The organism is Pseudomonas sp. GW822-FHT03F04 (assembly GCF_058801405.1).
This window is the reverse complement of record NZ_JBXANF010000017.1, coordinates 43,076-61,239: the sequence shown is the minus strand read 5'-3', so window position 1 is coordinate 61,239 and position 18,164 is coordinate 43,076. Positions and strand designations below refer to the sequence as shown.

Genomic DNA, 18,164 nt, shown 5'->3' with positions numbered 1-18,164 from the left:
TCAGTAACCCCGAAAACGGGATCTACAGCATCACTTCATTTCTACGATGACTTCTTCGTTCCACTTCTGCGGCAGAGCCTTGGAGGTTTTCTCCCACGCATCGGCGTCCTTGATCGGCGTGACCTTCTTGTACTGCTCGTTCGGCAGCAGTTTGGCTTTCACGTCTTCCGGAAGGGTCAGGTGCTCGGCGCGGATCGGACGGGCGTTGCCGCGGGCGAGGTTGGTCTGGCCGGCGTCGCTGAAGATGTATTCGCGGGTCAGCTTGGCGGCGTTCGGGTTCTTCGCGTATTTGTTGATGATGGTGGTGTAGCCGGAAATCACCGAACCATCGGACGGGATCAGCACCACGTAGTCATCCGGGTTGGCCATCTTGGCCTTGTAGCTCAGGCCGTTGAAGTCCCAGACCACGCCGACTTCGATCTCGCCTTTTTCCATGGTGGCGATGGTCGGGTTGGCCATCGACAGGCGACCCTGCTTGGCGATGTCTGCGAACAGCAGCAGGGCAGGCTGGATGTTTTTCTCGTCGCCGCCGTTGGCCAGCGCAGCAGCGAGTACGCCGTTGGCAGCTTGTGCGGCGGTGCTCACGTCACCGATGGAAACCTTGTATTTGCCGCCCTTGAGGTCAGCCCATTTGGTCGGTACGTCGGAGCCGTGCAGCAGCTTCTTGTTGACGATGAAGGCGATGGTGCCGGTGTAGGCCAGTGCCCAGTTGCCGTCCTTGTCCTTGGCCCATGCAGGCACTTGATCCCAGGTGGTCGGCTTGTAGGGTTGCACCACACCTTGTTTGACCGCGATCGGACCGAAGGCCGCGCCGACGTCGCCGATGTCGGCGGTGGCGTTGTCTTTCTCGGCGGCGAACTTGGCGATTTCCTGGGCCGAGCTCATGTCGGTGTCGATGTGTTTCAGGCCGTAGGTCTTGGCCAGGTCTTCCCAGGTGCCTTTCCAGTTCGCCCAGTCATCGGGCATGCCGACGCTGTTGACGGCGCCTTCCGCTTTCGCAGCGGCTTCGAGGGTTTTCAGATCATCAGCCGCCATGGCGGCGGTGCACATGGCAATGGTCGAGCCTAACAGTGTTGCCAGGAAAAGCTGTTTCATTCCGAAGCTCCTTGGTCGTGTTCAACGCTGCGATTGCGGTTTGTGTTGGTCTAGGTCAGCAATACCTGAGCCAATGTAGGGGGGCTGGATGACACTTTGATGTCGGCGGATACCCGGCCCGGCTTTTATTTCTCCGGTATCGACGGCTGCCGGGTAAGCGTAGACCACCCTCAAAGTCCCGGTGGGCAAGGGACTTGGCCGATGTATTGCAAGTTGTCAGGACGACCGTTCGGTAGTTTTGTCATCTCTCGGTCATCTGCACTGCCTAGGCTTGCAGCACGACCGAACGGCGCAATAGTCGTGCGGTTTTGCCCCGAAACAGTGCTGGTCTAGTCCAGATAGGTAACGTTGATGCGCGATGAGGCAACAAAAGCGGTGACAGCCATTGGCCAGATCCTTCAGGAGCAACTCGACCACGGCCTTCTCGCGGCGGGGAGCAAGTTGCCGGCCGAGCGCAAGCTCAGCGAGTTGTTCGGCACGACCCGGATTACGGTACGGGAAGCCTTGTTGCAACTGGAGGCGCAAGGGCAGATTTATCGCGAGGAGCGTCGGGGCTGGTTCGTGTCGCCACCGCGCCTGGCCTATAACCTGATGCAGCGCAGTCACTTTCACGCGATGGTCAGTGCGCAGGGGCGGGTGCCGTCGACCGAGGTGATTTCGGCGCGGCTGCAGCCGGCGTCAGCGGCGGTGTGTGCGTGGTTGCAGTTGCCGGCGTTGTCGAGCGTGATTCAGATTTGCCGGTCGCGGCGGATCGATGGGCGGTTGGTGTTGTATGTGGAGCATTATCTGAATCCGCAGTTTTTTCCGGGGATTCTGGAGTTTGATTTGAATCAGTCGATTACCGAGCTGTATGCGCGGCATTACGATTTGCACTATGGGCGGGTGCGGTTTGAGATTGTGCCTACGTCTTTATCGGTCGATGCGGCGGCGGCTTTACGGGTTTCTGTGGGGAGTCCGGGGTTACGGATTGCTCGGGTCAATTATGATCAGTCGGGGCGGTTGATTGATTGTGATCTGGAGTTTTGGCGGCATGATGCGATTCACGTTGGGGTTGATGTTGTTTGACCTTGGCGGCCTTTGGGCCGGCCATGCTCTGGGTTGTTTTGGGTGAATATCCGTTGCTTCGGGTGCTGCCGCTGACGGTTTCGCTCTTACAGCGACTCACTTTTGCAGACGCCCAAAAGTAAGCAAAACGCTGGGCCCCGGCGTTCGGCACCTCGCTTTGGCTCGGTGTTCCTTCGTTACGGGATTCATCCGGGGGCATCGCCTACGGTTTGCTTCGCTGCACCTCCTCTCGATGCATGCGGCTTCGCCGCACGGTCGCTGCGCTCCCACCCCCGGATGAATCCCTCCACTCAGCCTTCCGATGGGGCCGGCACGTCAAAAGCGGTACTCGAGCTAACGCTCATCGTGTTGAGTGGTAAGGAAGTTGGACTATTCCTGAGTTTGGCCACCACCGCCCGCGGTAATCACCTGCACATTCATCCTCGGCGTCGCCAGGTCCAGCCCGGCCTCATCCAGATGCCTTTTTAGCGACAAATTGAACGCCCGTGAAACTTCCCACTGTTTGATCGGTGCGGTCTTGAACCGGGCGCGCAATATCGCGTTGCCGGACTCGAAGCTTTCCACCCCTTGTATCTCCAGTGGCGACCAGATGTTGCGGCGCTGCAGCGGGTCGGTGCGCATTTTCTGGCCGACTTCGCGCATCAGTTTGATAGCTTCGTCGATGTTCATGTTGAACGGCACCGCCACGCGGAAGATCGCGTAGCCGAATTCCCGGGAGTAGTTCTTGATGCTTTTGATTTCGCTGAACGGGATGGTGTGGACGATGCCGTCGATGTCCCGCAGGCGTACGGTGCGGATGGTCAGGCCTTCGACGGTGCCCAGGTGCCCGCCGACGTCGACGTAGTCGTCGATGGCCAGGGAGTCTTCGATGATGATGAACAGGCCGGTGATCAGGTCGGCTACCAGTGACTGGGCGCCGAAGCCGATCGCCAGGCCGATCACGCCGGCACCGGCCAGCAGTGGCGTGACGTTCATGCCCATGTTCGCCAGGGCGACGATCAGGGCGATGATGAAGATCGCCACGAACAGCACGTTGCGGATCAACGGCATCATGGTTTGTGCGCGGGCGTTGGCCAGGCCTTTGCGTGAGCGGGTGAGGGCGTGGTGGACGGCGGTGTCGCTGAGGATCCAGATCAGCCAGGCGAAGATCAACGTGCCGATCAGGCTGAACAGTTTGACGCTGACGTCGTGGCCTTCGCCTTCGGTGAAACCGATCAGTGACATGCCCCAGACCCGCAGGCCGAGTTCGATGAACGCCAGCCACACCAGCAAATGAGCGAGGGTGTAGAAGAAGCTTTTCAGGCGTTCGGAATAGAAGGCGTGGCGTTTCGGACCGCGTTGGGGTTTGAGGGCGTGGCGGCGGACGAGGCCGTTGATCACCATGCACAACACCAGCAGCACGGTGCAGATCAGTGACTGGCGCAAGGCGGTGCTGGTGTCGCCGGCGGAGACGAAGGTGGCGAACAGGGAAATTCCCACCAGCACCAGCGCCGGCACGTACCAGAAGGTGCCGAGAATTTCGATGGTGTCGCTGAGAGCGCGGCGGGTCAGGCGGCGGGACAGCGGCTGGTTGCGGATCAGGTGAGCGATCGGGCGGCGGAAGCGCAGGATGAACAGGCCGGTCGACAGGGCCGCTAGCACATTGGCGACGGTGGCGGCGGTGTGCGCCAGGTGCACGCCGAGGCCGGCCACCAGTCGCGGGTCGTTCAGTGCTTCGCCGAACGCGGCGAAGCTGCCGATCAGCCACAGAGGGCGAAAGGCCTGATGGCGCAGGATGTACAACGCGCGATGGCGGTGCGGGCCGTCGAGTACGGAGAAGGCAATCACGCAGATCGCCGAGAAACAGGTGCCGACCACCAGCGCGTAGGCCAGAACCATCGCCAGGCTTTTGCCCAGGGACGACGGCAGCGCGTAGCTCATGTAAACCGTGATGGCCAGGGCAATCATCCATGGCCCGAGCTTGCGCAGGGCGAAGCGCAGCATGTCGAGGGCCCGGGGGTTTTGCGGCAGCTCTTCGGTCAGGCCGAAGCGCATGCGCACCCGGTGGCCAAGCCAGATCAGTGCGGCGGCCAGCAGGCTCCAGACGGCGAGAATTACGGCGAAGGCGAAGATGATCGGCAGCCATTCGCTGGCCGGCAGCATCAGGTCAGACAGTTCGTCTTTGGCCAGATCGAATTCGGCGGACCAGCGATTGAGCGGGCTGTCGCTGCCGGTGAATTGTTTTTCAAAAGTGGCGAGGGTGCCGCCAATCAGGCCCAGCACGCCTTCTTCCGGGGTGGCCTGGGCTTTTTTCGTAGCGTCGCGCAGTTTTTTCAGATCGCTCAGCAACTGGGCGCGTTGCTTGTCGTTTTCCAGCGACTTGATGACTTCGTCGAGGGACTGGCCGAGGGGTTCCTGGGCTTCGGGTTGCGCCTTGTTCGATCCACTGAGCAGGCCGGGCAGGCTCACCGCTTGGGCAGGCGCCAACGGCAGCAGCGTCATCAGGCAGATGAGGAACAGGCAGGGCAGGGCAGAAAGACGAGCGAACACTAGGCGGTCAACCTCGCAAGGGGCGGATCGGGCGAGTGTACGAGCCCGTCAAAATCAATGCGAGCCGAGCGCGGATTTATTCGTTGAGTTTGGCGAGGATCTTGTAGACCACGGTGGCCAGGATCAACAGCATGCCGATCCACATGGCGAACACTCCGGCGTTCTTGTCGCGGAAGTTGAAGCCGATCGCCAGCAGAATCATTCCGCACAGTATCGGAATGAGCATGGCGTGGAACGCAGACATCGAGATCATGGCGACAGCCTTGTCGTAGGGGATGATTTAAGTCTAGGTGGAATTTTGCCGACCGGTGGTGATGTGTATCACAGTCACTGCGCAGTCGACGTGGCGAGGGAGCAAGCACCCTCGCCACAGAACCGGTTACGGCAATTCGCGGCTGGCGTAGAACGCGCTCAGCACTTTGACCAGGTGGGCCAGGTCATGGCTGCCGCACAGTTCGCGGATCGAGTGCATGGCGAACGTCGGCAGGCCGATGTCGACCGTGCGCACGCCCAGGTGGCTGGCGGTGATCGGGCCGATGGTCGAACCGCAACCCATGTCGCTGCGTACCACGAAGCTTTGCACCGGGACTTCTTCGGCCATGCACAGATGACGGAAGAACCCGGCGGTTTCACTGTTGGTGGCGTAGCGCTGGTTGCTGTTGACCTTGATCACCGGGCCGGCGTTGAGTTTCGGGCCGTGGTTGGCGTCGTGCTTCTCGGCGTAGTTCGGGTGCACGCCGTGGGCGTTGTCGGCCGAAACCAGCAGGGATTTCTGAATGGTGCGTACGAACTCATCACCCTCGGGCAACAGGCGACGCAGGGTCTGTTCCAGCATCGGGCCGTCGGCGCCGCACGCCGAGCATGAGCCGACTTCTTCGTGGTCGTTGCACACCAGCACGCAGGTTTCATCGGTGTCGGCGGTCAGCAGGGCTTGCAGGCCGGCGTAGCACGACAGCAAGTTGTCGAGGCGGGCGCCGGCGATGAAGTCACCGTTCAGGCCGATGACGGCGGCGCTTTGGGTGTCGTAGAAGCTCAGCTCGTAATCGAGCACCACGTCGGCATTGAGGCCGTGCTCGCGGGCCAGTTGATCGGTGAGGACTGCGCGGAAGTCCACACGCTCGTCACCGGCGAACTGCGCGAGAATCGGCGGCAGTTCGGTCTGGGCATTGATCGCCCAGCCCTGATTGGCTTCCCGGTTGAGGTGGATGGCCAGGTTGGGAATGATCGCGATCGGGGCCTTGAAGTCGATCAACTGACTCTCGACCTTGCCGTCGCGGCGGAAGGTAACGCGGCCGGCCAGCGACAGATCACGGTCGAACCACGGTGCCAGTAGCGCGCCGCCGTAGACTTCGACGCCCAGCTGCCAGAAACCCTGGCGCTGCAATTCAGGTTGCGGCTTGACTCGCAGGCACGGGCTGTCGGTATGGGCGCCGACCAGGCGGATGCCGTCGTGCAGCGGAGAGTTGCGGCCCATCTTGATCGCGACGATCGAGGAGTCGTTACGGGTGACGTAGTAACGGCCATTGGCTTCGGTGTGCCAGGTCTCGCGCTCGTCGAGGCGCACATAACCGGCGGCCTCCAGGCGTTGAACAAGGCTGGCGGTGGCGTGAAACGGGGTAGGGGAGGCCTTGAGGAAGTCGATCAGGCCTTGGTTCAACTCTTCGCGCATAAGAAGCTCCAGACAGCAATGGGCGGGAGTTTAACGCATGCCGGTGCGCAGGCCACAATCGAAATCGAATGTAAAAGGAGATCCACTGCGGGGGCAGGCTCCCGCAGTGGACAGTGTGGGTCAGCGGGCGGCGGTCACGCGTTTTTTCAGGTAGTTCATGATGATTTTTTCATCTTCAGGCCGCTCCGGGCGCGGCAGTTGTTGCGGCCATCGGCTCTGGCTCAGGAGCTTTTTCTGACGGCTCTCGTCCCAACGAAGAATCTCCCGCGAGGCACATTCCCACCATTCATGGCGACAGGCGCTGTAGTACGGATGATCCGGCGCGGCGCTGCCGTACAACAGGTCACGGCCGACCTTGCGCATCGTGCCGCTCTGGTTGCGCAGCTTCCATTTGATTTTCAGGCGTTGCCAGGCGGACGGAAACGGCTTGACCCTCGGCACGTCCTTGCACAGATCCACCAGGCGCTGGCTGAACTTCTCGCCGTGCTGGGAGAAGAAGAACGCCTGCATCGCATGGAAGAAACGCTTTTCCGCGAAGTAGTGATAGATGTACTTGCGCGCCTCGACCACCGGCCGCTTGCGCAGGGCGAACGACAGAGCGATCTGTTCGATGGTATGGATCTCGAAACCGTCGGCCGTCCATTCGTCGATCAGACGGATCGACTCTTCGAACAATTTCCCGTCGCTGTCGGTTACGCCGCACAGCCCGCTGTTGTAGAGCTTGAAGCCGTTGTCCGGGGTTACGCCGTGGGTGCTGAGGTCGCGGCCGAGCTTCAGGTAGTCGTCGCGCTCGAAGACGTCTTTCCAGTCGTATTCGAAACGATCCATCACTGATTGCCCCGGGGTGATGTCCTGAAACAGACGGTTCGGGTCACTGGTGAACAGGGTATCGGTGTCGACGAACAAGGTCTTTTCAGCCAGCTGCAGGCCGGCGGCAATCGCGCAAGCCTTGCGTCGGTGGTGATAGCCGTTTTCGCCTTGCCAGCGGGTCAGGGTCGGCTCGTCGAGCAGCACGGTGTCGACCGGCCAGCCTTCGTAGTCCTGCGGCCGGTCAGTGAGAATCCTGATCGCCGGACGTTTGCCGGTCCTGGCCTGAGACAGGGCGGTCAGGATGCTGAACTTGGCTTCGCGCCGGTAAACATCCTGGTTGCCGTAAATCAGGTAGAGCAGTTGATGACGGGTCTTCTTGACGGGTGTTGCCAGGGAATCAGTACAACTCATCCGGAACAAAATCCTTTAAAACAGGCGGCTGCCGGTCAGGCAGTGCTTAAAACGGAGCCGGGCATTCGAAGCGCAAGCGCTCGCCGGACTGTGGGTGGGTAAAGCTGAGCATGCTCGCGTGCAGGCACAGGCGCGGCCAGGCGGCGAGGGCTTGCTCATGAGCATAGAGCCCGTCACCGAGCAGCGGGTGACCGATGGACAGCATGTGCACGCGCAGCTGGTGCGAGCGGCCAGTGATCGGCGTCAGCTCGACGCGGCACCAGTCGCCGCAACGTTCCAGCACGCGCCAGAAGGTCAGGGCGTGTTTGCCGAATTCGTGGTCGACCACGTGGCGTGGCTTGGTTGGCGGGTCGTAGCGCAGGGGCAGGTCGATGCTGCCGCTGTCCAGTTCCGGCTGACCCCAGCACAGGGCGGTGTAGGCTTTTTCGGTTTCGCGGTCATGAAATTGGCGCGACAGTTCGCGGTGGGTGTCCGCGTCGCGAGCCAGCAGAATGATGCCGGAGGTTTCCCAGTCCAGACGATGGACGATACGCGCTTCCGGGTAGCCGTTTTCCTGCAGGCGAGTGATCAGGCAGTCCTTGTTGTCGTCGGCCCGGCCGGGCACCGAGAGCAACAGGGTCGGTTTGTTCACCACCAGAACGGCGGCGTCCTGATGGATGATGTGGATGTTGGACAGCGGCATTAAAACAGCCTCGTAACAAATGCCAACGGCGGCTCAGGGCCCCTCCGGTGTCGGAAGGGCCCTGAGCCGCCGTCGTTCCTGCCGGATCGACTCAGCGATCTGGCAGGGTGATGTTGAGTTCCAGAATCGAGCAACTGCCCTGGCTCTCCAGTGCAACATGTACGTCGTCGTTGCCGATATTGACGTACTTGCGGATCACGTCCACCAGTTCCTTCTGCAAGGCTGGCAGGTAATCCGGCGTGCTGCGCTGGCCGCGCTCATGCGCCACGATGATCTGTAGACGCTCTTTCGCTACCGAGGCAGTGCTTGGCTTTTTGTTGGCACGAAAGAAGTCAAAAAGGTTCATTACCTACCTCCAAACAGGCGCTCGAAGAATCCCTTCTTCTCGACATCGAGGAACCGGTGTGCTTTGTCTTTGCCCAGCAGGCGGTCGACGGTGTCGCTGTAGGCCTGGCCGGCATCGCTCTGGTCGTCGAGGATGACCGGGACGCCCTGGTTGGAAGCCTTGAGCACCGCCTGGGATTCCGGGATCACGCCCAGCAGGGTCACCGAGAGGATTTCCTTGACGTCTTCGACGCCGAGCATTTCGCCCTTTTCAACGCGCTCCGGGTGGTAGCGGGTGATCAGCAGGTGTTCCTTGATCGGGTCTTCGCCACGTTCGGCGCGACGGGACTTGCTGGCCAGCAGGCCGAGCATGCGGTCCGAGTCACGTACCGAGGAGACTTCCGGGTTGGTCACGACGATCGCTTCGTCAGCGAAGTACATGGCCAGGTGGGCGCCTTTCTCGATGCCCGCCGGGGAGTCGCAGACCACGAACTCGAATTGTTCCTTGAGCTCCATCAGGACTTTTTCCACGCCTTCGACGGTCAGCGCGTCTTTGTCGCGGGTCTGGCTGGCGGCCAGTACATAGAGGTTTTCCAGGCGCTTGTCTTTGATCAGGGCCTGTTGCAGGTTGGCTTCGCCGTTCACGACGTTGACGAAGTCATACACCACGCGGCGCTCGCAACCCATGATCAGGTCAAGGTTACGCAAGCCCACGTCGAAGTCGACGATCACTGTTTTGTGGCCGCGCAGAGCGAGGCCGGTACCGATAGCGGCGCTGGTGGTGGTCTTACCCACACCACCCTTGCCGGATGTAACCACGAGAATCTTGGCCAAGGTGTTTCACCCCTAAGGAAGAAGGACTGTTCAGCCCCTGAAAAACATCTCTTGAAAACTACTGCAGTCGGACAGCCTTGGCTGGAATTTGGCTTTTGGCCTTTTTCCTACTTCGTTTGAGCCGTTTTCGCTACGTTTTAGAGATGCTTGGAAAATGCGGCAGTATCCGTTAAAGCCGAATGATGTTCAACACGTCGCCCGATAGGCTGACCTGTACACCCGAACCCCACATCGGATCGCGACGCAGGTCTTCGGAAACCTTGTAATGGCCTGCGATGGAGATCAGTTCAGCGCTCAATTGCTGACAGAAAATCCGCGCCTTGGTGTCGCCCTTGACCCCGGCCAGCGCACGACCGCGCATCGGGCCGTATACATGGATGTTGCCATCGGCGAGAAGTTCCGCCCCCGGGCTGACCGAGGAAACCACCACCAGATCGCCACCCTGGGCGTAGATCTGTTGGCCACCACGTACTGGCGTGGTGATGACGCGGGTCTGTTTGACGGTCGGCTCAGGCGGTTTTTCCGGCTTCTTCGGTGCGACGGGTTCAGCGGTTTCCAGCGGTCGCTCGCGGGCGCCGGACGGCGGCAGCACCGGAATGTCGATGGCGATGGCGGCGGCGATGTCTTCGATGCGGCTGGCGCGGATCGCCAGGGTGCGCAGACCGTGCTGGCGGCACACGCGCATCAGGCCCGGCAGGTCGACGGCGCCTTCGCTCGGCGGCAACTTGTCCAGCGCCAGAACCAGCGGCGCGTTGCTGAAGAAATTCGGTGCCTGGGCGACTTTGGCGGCCAATTGCCGATCAAGGCTGTCCAGGTCGTTGCGGGACAGTTCCAGCACCGTAATGGCGAGCATGCTGCCCTTCAGCTGGAACACGGGATCTTGGTCTGGCGATTCGGTTTGGCTCATGTCGGCATACAACGGCTTGTCACTAAAAGTGCCGAGACTTATAACGAGAACGCCCGCCAGCCGCAAGCCGGGTCGAACGATGTAGAATGCGCGGCCACTGTATTTACGGAAGCTTTAATGGATCGCCCGCGTTTTCGAAAAGCATTTCTTGCTCCACGCTTCTGGCCGCTCTGGTGCGGCCTGGGGCTGTTGTGGCTGATCGTGCAACTGCCGTATCCGGCATTGCTGGCCATCGGTCGCTTTCTCGGTGCCTTGATGTATCGCTTCGCCGGCGACCGGCGGCGCATCGCCAAGCGCAATCTGGAACTGTGTTTCCCGGAAAAATCCGCTGCCGAGCGCAAACGCCTGCTCAAGGAAAACTTTGCCTCCACCGGCATCGCCTTCTTTGAAATGGCGATGAGCTGGTGGTGGTCGCGTCAGCGACTGGCGAAACTGGCTCACGTCGAAGGCCTGGAGCACCTGCAACAGGCCCAGCGCGAAGGCAAGGGCGTGATTCTGATGGCGGTGCATTTCACTACCCTGGAAATCGGCGCAGCGCTGCTTGGCCAGCAGCACACCATCGACGGCATGTACCGCGAGCACAAGAACCCATTGTTCGACTTTATCCAGCGTCAGGGCCGCGAGCGGCACAACCTCGATTCGCTGGCAGTGGAGCGTGACGACGTGCGCGGGATGCTCAAGCTGCTGCGTTCCGGGCGTGCGATCTGGTACGCACCGGATCAGGATTACGGCGCCAAGCAAAGCATCTTCGTGCCGTTGTTCGGCATTCAGGCCGCGACGGTCACCGCCACCAGCAAGTTCGCCCGGTTGGGCAAGGCACTGGTGGTGCCGTTCACTCAGGAGCGTCTGGCCGACGGTAGCGGCTATCGTCTGGTGATCCATCCGCCGCTGGAAGGTTTCCCGGGCGAGACTGAAGAAGCCGACTGCATCCGCATCAATCAGTGGGTAGAAGGCGTGTTGCGCGATTGCCCCGAGCAGTACCTGTGGGCGCATCGTCGCTTCAAGAGTCGTCCGCCGGGCGAGCCGAAGCTGTACGCCAAACGTCGTTGATCCACCCAATCCCATAAGCACCACGGAGCGTTGCGATGAGCCCAGCTGAACCGGTCACAGGTTTGATTCTTTCCGGCGGCGGGGCTCGGGCGGCGTATCAGGTGGGGGTGCTGGCGGCGATTGCCGAACTGCTGCCGCTGGGCGCGGACAATCCGTTTCCGGTGATCGTCGGCACCTCGGCCGGGGCGATCAACGCGGTCAGCCTCGCCAGCGGCGCCACGGACTTTCGCGCCGCCATCGAACGCCTGACCCTGTTCTGGCAAGGCTTTCGCAGTCATCGCGTGTTGCGCAGCGACTGGCCGGGGGTGATCCGCCAGGCCAGTCGTTTCGTCAGCCACAGCCTGCTGGGTATGGGCCGGCAACTGCCGGTGGCGCTGCTCAACAGCTCGCCGCTGCGCCATCTGCTCAATGAAAAACTGCACATGCCCGGCATCGCCGAATCCATCGCCCGCAAGCAGTTGCATGCGGTGGCGGTGACCGCGTTCGGCTACGAGTCGGGGCAAGCGGTGACCTTCTATCAGGGCGGCGGCAGCATCGATGCCTGGCTGCGTCATCGGCGCATCGGCGTGCCGACGCAATTGACCGTGGAGCACTTGCTCGCCAGTTCAGCAATTCCGCTGTTGTTCGCGCCAGTGAAAATCGGCGAGGAATTTTTCGGCGATGGCGCGGTGCGGCAGTCGGCACCGATCAGTCCGGCACTGCATTTGGGGGCGAGCCGGGTGCTGGTGGTGGGCGTCAGCGGCAACCCGCGCGGGTTCGACCCGGCACAACCGCTGGAGCGCACTTACACCGGTCAACAGCCGACGCTGGCGCAGATCGGCGGGCACATGCTCAACAGTACGTTCATTGACAGCCTGGAAAGCGACATCGAGCTGCTTCAGCGTCTGAACCAGTTCAGCCATCTGATGCCCGACGGAACGCCAACGCGTGCCTTGGGTGTGGCGCCAGTGGAAGTGCTGGTGATCTCGCCGAGTCAGCCGATCGATGAAATCGCGGCGCGGCATCGTCAGGAATTGCCGGCGGCGTTGCGGCTGTTTTTACGTGGTCCGGGGGCGACCAAAACGAGCGGGGCAGGGGTGTTGAGTTACTTGTTGTTCGAGGCGGGGTATTGCAGTGAACTGATCGACCTGGGGCGGCGCGATGCACTGGCCAAGCGCGATGAGCTGTGCCGGTTTCTCGGAATCGGCGAGGCGGTGGTTCCGGCCTGAAACGGATGGCGCCCTGGCGGGCGCCATCCGCAGCACTATCAGAAGTGGAACTTCACCAGGAAGCTGGTCACGTTCTGATTGGTGGTGAAGGCACGGGTGTCATCGATCCCGTACTTGTCTTTCCAGTAGTCGTATTCAACACCGACGTACAACTGCTTCTCGCCGAAATTCAGCGCCTTGCCCAGGTCGTATTTGACCTGTGGGTTGAAGTGCAGGTTGGCGTGGTATTCGCCTTTGCTGTTGACGTCGTTGTCGACCACCCAGTCCATGTAGCCGTCGATCAGCACGTTCGAATTGCCGACCGGAATGGTGTAGGACCAGACTGGGGTGATCTGCCAGACGTTGTCACCCGGACGCGAGCCTTCGGTGTGACGCTGGTAGAAGTTCAGCTGGAAGTAATCGAAGCCCGGAATCGCCAGGTCGAAGCCCGGGCCGATCAGGTAGGACTCGACGTCACCCTCACCGAACTCGTAAGTCATCGCCAGCAGCACGTCTTTGATCGGGCCGAATTCGATCTTCTGGTCGAGGATCTTGCCGAGCGACAGGCGTGGGCTGAATTCACCGTAATAGGTGTTGTTGCCGACGCCGCCGTCTGGCTTGCCGTTGTAGAAGATCTTGTCGATGAACAGGAAGTTGTCCCCATACTTCCATGCATCGGCGTGCTCGAAGGTGACCGTCTGCTGGATGGCCGGGTTGACCTTGAAATCCTTGCCGTAAAGGTAGGTCAGGCTGTTGTTCTGCCATTGCAGCAGACCGTCGGCCATGGCCTGACCCCCGGCCAGCATGGTTCCCGCAAGCATCAGGCTGGTGCTCATACGTTTCATTCGGTTGCTCCCAAAGTAGGTGTTCCACGTTTATTTTTTTGAGTCGGCGCTCTGGTGTGGCGCCTTTTTTCGTTGCTGCAAAAATCATCCATCCGGTCAGCTTTCATGCTGTTAGCAAGAGCTGAGCCAAGGCTTTTCGAAAAGCAAAAAAACGCCCGTCGGCTGCTGAAAAACAGTCGACTGAGCGTGTTTTCGGGACGCCTCGGTACTGACCGGGGCCGGGATAAGTTGGCCCGTTGGTCAGGAATTAAATCCGGGCTTTTTTTTAGACCGAATTCAGAAGGCCGCGGAGAATACTGACTCAACGGCCAGGTCTCAAGTGCCCCGCAACAGAGCACCGACGACAGGTAGGGGGCACGGTTGCGGGTCATCTTAGAAGTGCACCTTCACCAGCAGGCTGGCGGTGTTCTGATTGGTGTCGAGGTTGTGGCTGCTTTCGACCCCGTATTTGTTCTTCCAGTAGCTGTACTCGGTGCCGACATACAACTGCTTCTGGCTCCAGCCGAGGGCTTTGCCCAGGTCGTATTTGATCTGCGGATTGATGTGCAGGTTGGCGTGATAGGTGCCGCGCGAGTTTTCGTCGTTGTCGACGACCCAGTCGAGGTAGCCATCGATCAGCACATCGGAATTGCCCACTGGAATGCTGTAGGACCAGCCCGGGGTGATCTGCCAGACGCCATCACCGGGGCGCGGGCCTTCGGTCTGGCGGCGGAAGATGTTCAGGGTGACGTAGTTGAAGCCCGGTACTTTCAGGTCGAAACCCGGGCCGATCAGATAGGCCTCGCTCTCGCCTTCGCCATACTCGTAGGTCATCGCCAGCAGCACGTCCTTGATCGGCCCGAACTCGAGCTTGCGGTCGAAGATCTTGCCGAACGAGAAGCGCGGGGTGAATTCGCCGTAGAAGGTGTGCGGGCCTTTGTTGCGGTCTTCCTGGCCGTTGTAGAAGATCTTGTCGACGAACAGGAAGTTGTCGCCGTACTTCCACTTGTCGGCGTGCTCGAACGTCACCGTCTGCTGGATCGACGGGTTGATCGCGAAGTTCTTGCCGTACAGATAGCTCAGGCTGTTGGTCTGCCACAGCAATAAATCGCCGGCCATGGCTTGCGATGCGGCCAGCAGGCCGCCGCTCAACAACACGTTGGTTTGAGTCCGGATCATCTGTTGCTCCCTCTTGTTTTTATTGTTTGAGGCAAAGCTGTCGCGAGGGGGCTGGCGTTGGCGAGCCCCTCTTTTACTCTTCGGATCAGTGCGGGTGTGCGTGACAGTCGTTGATGGCCGCGCGTTCGGCGCCGCCCAGGATGTTGAACAACAGGTTCAGCGTCAGCGCGCTGAGGGTGGCCATGGCGATCCCGCTGTGGGTGATCGGACTCATCCACAATGGCAAGTGGGCGAAGAATTCCGGGCGCACCACCGGGATCAGGCCCATGCCGATGCTTACCGCTACCAGCAACTGATTGCGCCGGTCGCCGATGTCGGCCTCTTGCAGGATCTTGATACCGGTAGCCGCCACCATGCCGAACATCGCAATCGCTGCGCCGCCGAGTACCGCCGGTGGAATCGATGCCACCAGGAACGCCGCTTTCGGCAGAAGGCTGAGGACGATCAGCAAACCGCCGGCGACGATGGTCACCGAGCGGCAGCGCACGCCGGTCATCTGCACCAGGCCGATGTTCTGCGCGAAGGAGGAGTGGGTGAAGGTGTTGAAGAAACCGGCAACGAACGATGCGCCGGCATCACACAGCAAGCCGCGACGCAGCATGCGCGGGCAGACTTCCTGGCCGGTGATCTTGCCCAGTGCGAGGAACATCCCGGTGGACTCGACGAAGATGATCACCACCACCAGACACATCGACAGGATCGGCGCCAGTTCGAACTTCGGCATGCCGAAATGCAGCGGGGTGACGAATTGAACCCATGGCGCGTTGGCCATGCCGCTCAGATCGACCATGCCGATGGCGCCGCAGAGCACGTAGCCCAGGCACATGCCGATCAGCACGGAAATGTTGACCCAGAAACCGCGCATGAAGCGGTGGATCAACAGAATGGTGGCCAGCACCAGCGCAGCGATGGCCAGGTAAATCGGTGAACCGAATTGAGCGGCGCCAGCGCCGCCACCGGCCCAGTTCACGGCCACGGGGAACAACGATAAACCGATCGAGGTGATGACCGTGCCGGTCACGAGAGGAGGGAAGAAGCGCACGACCTTGGACATGAACGGCGCGATGATCATGCCGAAGAACCCGGCGGCGATGGTAGCGCCGAAGATCCCCTGCAGACCGATGCCGGGCATGCCGGCCATGGCGACCATGCTGCCGACAGCGGCGAAACTGGCCCCCATCATCACCGGCATGCGAATGCCCATCGGGCCGATCCCTAAGGACTGCACGATGGTGGCGATGCCGGCGACCAGCAGGTCGGCGTTGATCAGGAAGGCGATTTCTTCACGACTCAGGCCAGCGGCCTGTCCGATGATCAGCGGTACCGCGATGGCGCCGCCGTACATCAGCAGAACATGTTGCAAACCGACCAGGATCAGTTGCAAAAGGGGCAAACGCTGAATGGCGGGTGCGTCGGGGATGCGCGCTTTGGACAGCTCGGACATGCAACACCTCGGATCTTTTTTATTCTTGTGATGAACAGCGGCCGGGTTGCTTGCCGCTGTCCTCTTTGCATCAGGCAGACCGCTTATGCGGCCAATCGCAGGCAAGCCAGCGCCCACAGGATCCGGATGATCCGTGTGGGCGCGAGCCTGCGCGCGAGGTTTTTGCGGCTTAGTTGGTCTGGGCTCCCTGCGCGATCCATGCACCGATCAGGTCACGTTCCTGCTGGGTCATCTGCGTGATGTTGCCCAGTGGCATGATCTGCGTGGTGATGGCTTGCGCCTGGATCCGCGCCGCGTTCTGGCGGATCTGCTCGGGGGTGTCGAACATCACACCGGCCGGTGCCGCGCTGAACAGCGGGCTGGTCGGTTTGGCCGAATGGCAGACCGCGCAGCGTTCCTGGATCACGTTGTGCACCTTGTCGAACGCAGGGCCGGCGTTGGACGCCTGAGCCGGAGCGGCGGCCGGTGCAGCAGGTGCGGCCGGTTGTGCCGCTTCAGCCGGTTTCGCGCCACCACCCAGGGCCGTTTCCGGCAGCGGCTGGTACTCGATTTTCGCAGGTGCCTTGGCCACTTCCGGCGCGGTCGGCATCGGCGCAGGGCCGGTGACGTAAGCCAGGGTGATCATGCCTACCGCTGCCACTGGCAGAGTCCAGGCAAACTTGTGGCTGTCGTGACGGGTGTTGAAGTAGTGACGCACCAACACCGCCAACACTGCGATCCCGGCCAGGATCAACCAGTTGTACTGGCTGCCGTAAGTGCTCGGGAAGTGGTTGCTGATCATGATGAACAGCACCGGCAGGGTGAAGTAGTTGTTGTGACGCGAACGCAGCAGGCCTTTGGCCGGCAGGGCCGGATCCGGCGTGCGGTTCTCGGCGATCGCAGCCACCAGTGCGCGTTGCGCCGGCATGATGATGCGGAACACGTTGCCGACCATGATGGTGCCGATGATCGCGCCGACGTGCAGGTACGCACCACGACCGCTGAACACCTTGCTGAAGCCATACGCCGCGCCGATGATCAGCACGAACAGGATGAAGCCGAGCAGGGCGGGTTTCTTGCCGAGTGGCGAATCGCAGAGGAAGTCGTAGATGAACCAGCCGGCGATCAGCGAACCGATGCCGATGGCCACGCCTTCAGGACCGGTCAGGCCGCTGCCGGGTGCCACGAGGTAGAGCACGGGGTTGGAGTAGAACACCACGCACAGCAGCGCGATCCCCGACATCCAGGTGAAGTAGGCTTCCCATTTGAACCAGTGCAGGTTCTCCGGCATCGACGGAGGGGCCAGTTTGTATTTTTCCAGGTGATAGATACCGCCGCCGTGGATCGCCCACAGATCACCGGCAAGACCGGTTTTCGGGTTGACGCGGTTGAGGTTGTTCTCCAGCCAGACGAAGTAGAACGACGCGCCGATCCAGGCCACGCCAGTGATCATGTGAACCCAGCGCACGCTCAGGTTCAGCCATTCCAACAGATGTGCTTCCACAGTCTTTACCTCTCGCCCGTCACTCTTGTTGTCGAGTGATCGGACCTTCTCTTATTGGTGGGGGGCGAGGATCAAACGCTCATCCTCTTTGAAAAAATGCTCATCGCAGTTATTGCCTGTGCCACTGCGATCAACCACCAGGAAGTCATCCCGCTTTTCGATCGTCAGCACCGGATGGTGCCAGACGCCGCGATGGTAATTGATGCCCTGCCTGCCGTTGGTGACGAAGGCGCGGACCAAGCCTGATACAGGTTCATCGCCAAGTGGCGCGACCACGATCAGAAAGGGGTTGCCGAGCAGCGGAATGAAAGCCTGGCTGCCCAGCGGATGGCGTTCCAGCATGCTCACGGTCAGCGGCATGTCCTGCGCGTCGGCGCGGAAGATGCTGATGATCGCGTTGTCCTCAGGCGTCGCGGTTTCGACCGTCGCCAGTTTGTGGAAGCGCATGGTCGAACCGTTGTTGATCATGAAGTGATCGCTGCCGTCGGTTTCGATCACGTCACCGAAAGGGGCGAAGGCTTCTTTGGTCAGCGGTTCAATCGTCAGTGTGCGCATGCTGTTCTTCTTATCCGAATTCTGTGTTGTTGGTTCTGTTGCTATCGCTGGCAGGCCAGCTCCCACATCTGGAATACATTCCCTTGTGGGAGCCAGCCTGCTGGCGATCGGGTTCA

17 protein-coding genes are annotated in these 18,164 nt (G+C 60.9%); 3 read left to right on the top strand and 14 right to left on the bottom strand.

Annotated features, from left to right (window positions below; genetic code table 11):
• Window positions 1-30 precede the first annotated feature (30 nt).
• Entirely contained in the window at window positions 31-1,095 is a 1,065-nt protein-coding gene (locus tag AC1RMX_RS29140; RefSeq protein ID WP_096822927.1) for an ABC transporter substrate-binding protein, read from the bottom strand.
• Between the two features lie 351 nt (window positions 1,096-1,446).
• Here AC1RMX_RS29140 and AC1RMX_RS29135 point away from each other — a divergent pair, with 351 nt between their 5' ends.
• Entirely contained in the window at window positions 1,447-2,160 is a 714-nt protein-coding gene (locus tag AC1RMX_RS29135) for a UTRA domain-containing protein (RefSeq protein ID WP_085732333.1), read from the top strand.
• Window positions 2,161-2,529: 369 nt separating this feature from the next.
• Here AC1RMX_RS29135 and AC1RMX_RS29130 read toward each other — a convergent pair whose 3' ends face one another.
• The 8 genes from AC1RMX_RS29130 to minC all read right to left on the bottom strand — a co-directional run bounded on the left by AC1RMX_RS29130 (window position 2,530) and on the right by minC (window position 10,326).
• Complete coding sequence (locus AC1RMX_RS29130) at window positions 2,530-4,689, bottom strand: mechanosensitive ion channel family protein (RefSeq protein WP_096822928.1); 2,160 nt, start codon at window positions 4,687-4,689, stop codon at window positions 2,530-2,532.
• 76 nt (window positions 4,690-4,765) lie between these two features.
• A complete protein-coding gene (locus tag AC1RMX_RS29125) occupies window positions 4,766-4,942 on the bottom strand; it encodes a hypothetical protein (protein ID WP_173861399.1) in 177 nt (58 codons plus the stop codon).
• Window positions 4,943-5,068: 126 nt separating this feature from the next.
• Entirely contained in the window at window positions 5,069-6,358 is a 1,290-nt protein-coding gene (locus AC1RMX_RS29120) for a M18 family aminopeptidase (protein WP_096822929.1), read from the bottom strand.
• 120 nt (window positions 6,359-6,478) lie between these two features.
• Window positions 6,479-7,579 carry a hypothetical protein gene (locus tag AC1RMX_RS29115; RefSeq protein WP_192560140.1) on the bottom strand — a complete coding sequence of 367 codons (1,101 nt, stop codon included), beginning with the start codon at window positions 7,577-7,579 and terminating at the stop codon, window positions 6,479-6,481.
• A gap of 46 nt (window positions 7,580-7,625) precedes the next feature.
• Window positions 7,626-8,261 (bottom strand): RluA family pseudouridine synthase, encoded by a 636-nt coding sequence (locus tag AC1RMX_RS29110; RefSeq protein WP_085732336.1) that lies wholly within the window; start codon window positions 8,259-8,261, stop codon window positions 7,626-7,628.
• Between the two features lie 91 nt (window positions 8,262-8,352).
• Complete coding sequence (gene minE, locus AC1RMX_RS29105) at window positions 8,353-8,607, bottom strand: cell division topological specificity factor MinE (protein ID WP_003223146.1); 255 nt, start codon at window positions 8,605-8,607, stop codon at window positions 8,353-8,355.
• A complete protein-coding gene (gene minD / locus AC1RMX_RS29100; protein WP_096822931.1) occupies window positions 8,607-9,419 on the bottom strand; it encodes a septum site-determining protein MinD in 813 nt (270 codons plus the stop codon). The genes minE and minD overlap by 1 nt, the downstream gene beginning before the upstream one ends.
• 169 nt (window positions 9,420-9,588) lie before the next feature.
• Complete coding sequence (minC, locus tag AC1RMX_RS29095) at window positions 9,589-10,326, bottom strand: septum site-determining protein MinC (protein WP_096822970.1); 738 nt, start codon at window positions 10,324-10,326, stop codon at window positions 9,589-9,591.
• Window positions 10,327-10,443: 117 nt separating this feature from the next.
• Here minC and AC1RMX_RS29090 point away from each other — a divergent pair, with 117 nt between their 5' ends.
• Both AC1RMX_RS29090 and AC1RMX_RS29085 read left to right on the top strand, forming a co-directional pair.
• Window positions 10,444-11,376: a lipid A biosynthesis lauroyl acyltransferase gene (locus AC1RMX_RS29090; protein ID WP_096822932.1), complete on the top strand. Its 933-nt coding sequence runs from the start codon at window positions 10,444-10,446 to the stop codon at window positions 11,374-11,376.
• A gap of 35 nt (window positions 11,377-11,411) precedes the next feature.
• A complete protein-coding gene (locus AC1RMX_RS29085; protein WP_102622512.1) occupies window positions 11,412-12,584 on the top strand; it encodes a patatin-like phospholipase family protein in 1,173 nt (390 codons plus the stop codon).
• Between the two features lie 38 nt (window positions 12,585-12,622).
• On the opposite strand, the gene AC1RMX_RS29080 is transcribed toward AC1RMX_RS29085, so the two are convergent.
• The 5 genes from AC1RMX_RS29080 to AC1RMX_RS29060 all read right to left on the bottom strand — a co-directional run bounded on the left by AC1RMX_RS29080 (window position 12,623) and on the right by AC1RMX_RS29060 (window position 18,048).
• Window positions 12,623-13,408, bottom strand: a complete 786-nt coding sequence (locus AC1RMX_RS29080; protein WP_096822934.1) for an outer membrane protein OmpK — start codon at window positions 13,406-13,408, stop codon at window positions 12,623-12,625.
• A gap of 372 nt (window positions 13,409-13,780) precedes the next feature.
• Entirely contained in the window at window positions 13,781-14,566 is a 786-nt protein-coding gene (locus AC1RMX_RS29075; RefSeq protein WP_096822935.1) for an outer membrane protein OmpK, read from the bottom strand.
• An 85-nt stretch (window positions 14,567-14,651) separates the two neighbouring features.
• A complete protein-coding gene (locus tag AC1RMX_RS29070) occupies window positions 14,652-16,010 on the bottom strand; it encodes a nucleobase:cation symporter-2 family protein (RefSeq protein ID WP_085608811.1) in 1,359 nt (452 codons plus the stop codon).
• Between the two features lie 169 nt (window positions 16,011-16,179).
• Window positions 16,180-17,493: a urate hydroxylase PuuD gene (locus AC1RMX_RS29065; RefSeq protein WP_134825964.1), complete on the bottom strand. Its 1,314-nt coding sequence runs from the start codon at window positions 17,491-17,493 to the stop codon at window positions 16,180-16,182.
• A gap of 51 nt (window positions 17,494-17,544) precedes the next feature.
• Window positions 17,545-18,048 carry an ureidoglycolate lyase gene (locus AC1RMX_RS29060; protein ID WP_007960046.1) on the bottom strand — a complete coding sequence of 168 codons (504 nt, stop codon included), beginning with the start codon at window positions 18,046-18,048 and terminating at the stop codon, window positions 17,545-17,547.
• Window positions 18,049-18,164: the final 116 nt, after the last annotated feature.

Bases quoted from the DNA above. Each gene is read 5' to 3' on its own strand.
- AC1RMX_RS29115 (WP_192560140.1), bottom strand. From the start codon at position 7,579: ATGAGTTGTACTGATTCCCTGGCAACACCCGTCAAGAAGACCCGTCAT.
- AC1RMX_RS29080 (WP_096822934.1), bottom strand. From the start codon at position 13,408: ATGAAACGTATGAGCACCAGCCTGATGCTTGCGGGAACCATGCTGGCC.
- AC1RMX_RS29060 (WP_007960046.1), bottom strand. From the start codon at position 18,048: ATGCGCACACTGACGATTGAACCGCTGACCAAAGAAGCCTTCGCCCCT.
- AC1RMX_RS29085 (WP_102622512.1), top strand. From the start codon at position 11,412: ATGAGCCCAGCTGAACCGGTCACAGGTTTGATTCTTTCCGGCGGCGGG.
- AC1RMX_RS29120 (WP_096822929.1), bottom strand. From the start codon at position 6,358: ATGCGCGAAGAGTTGAACCAAGGCCTGATCGACTTCCTCAAGGCCTCC.
- AC1RMX_RS29070 (WP_085608811.1), bottom strand. From the start codon at position 16,010: ATGTCCGAGCTGTCCAAAGCGCGCATCCCCGACGCACCCGCCATTCAG.
- AC1RMX_RS29125 (WP_173861399.1), bottom strand. From the start codon at position 4,942: ATGATCTCGATGTCTGCGTTCCACGCCATGCTCATTCCGATACTGTGC.
- AC1RMX_RS29140 (WP_096822927.1), bottom strand. From the start codon at position 1,095: ATGAAACAGCTTTTCCTGGCAACACTGTTAGGCTCGACCATTGCCATG.
- minC (WP_096822970.1), bottom strand. From the start codon at position 10,326: ATGAGCCAAACCGAATCGCCAGACCAAGATCCCGTGTTCCAGCTGAAG.
- AC1RMX_RS29135 (WP_085732333.1), top strand. From the start codon at position 1,447: ATGCGCGATGAGGCAACAAAAGCGGTGACAGCCATTGGCCAGATCCTT.
- AC1RMX_RS29075 (WP_096822935.1), bottom strand. From the start codon at position 14,566: ATGATCCGGACTCAAACCAACGTGTTGTTGAGCGGCGGCCTGCTGGCC.
- minE (WP_003223146.1), bottom strand. From the start codon at position 8,607: ATGAACCTTTTTGACTTCTTTCGTGCCAACAAAAAGCCAAGCACTGCC.
- AC1RMX_RS29090 (WP_096822932.1), top strand. From the start codon at position 10,444: ATGGATCGCCCGCGTTTTCGAAAAGCATTTCTTGCTCCACGCTTCTGG.
- AC1RMX_RS29110 (WP_085732336.1), bottom strand. From the start codon at position 8,261: ATGCCGCTGTCCAACATCCACATCATCCATCAGGACGCCGCCGTTCTG.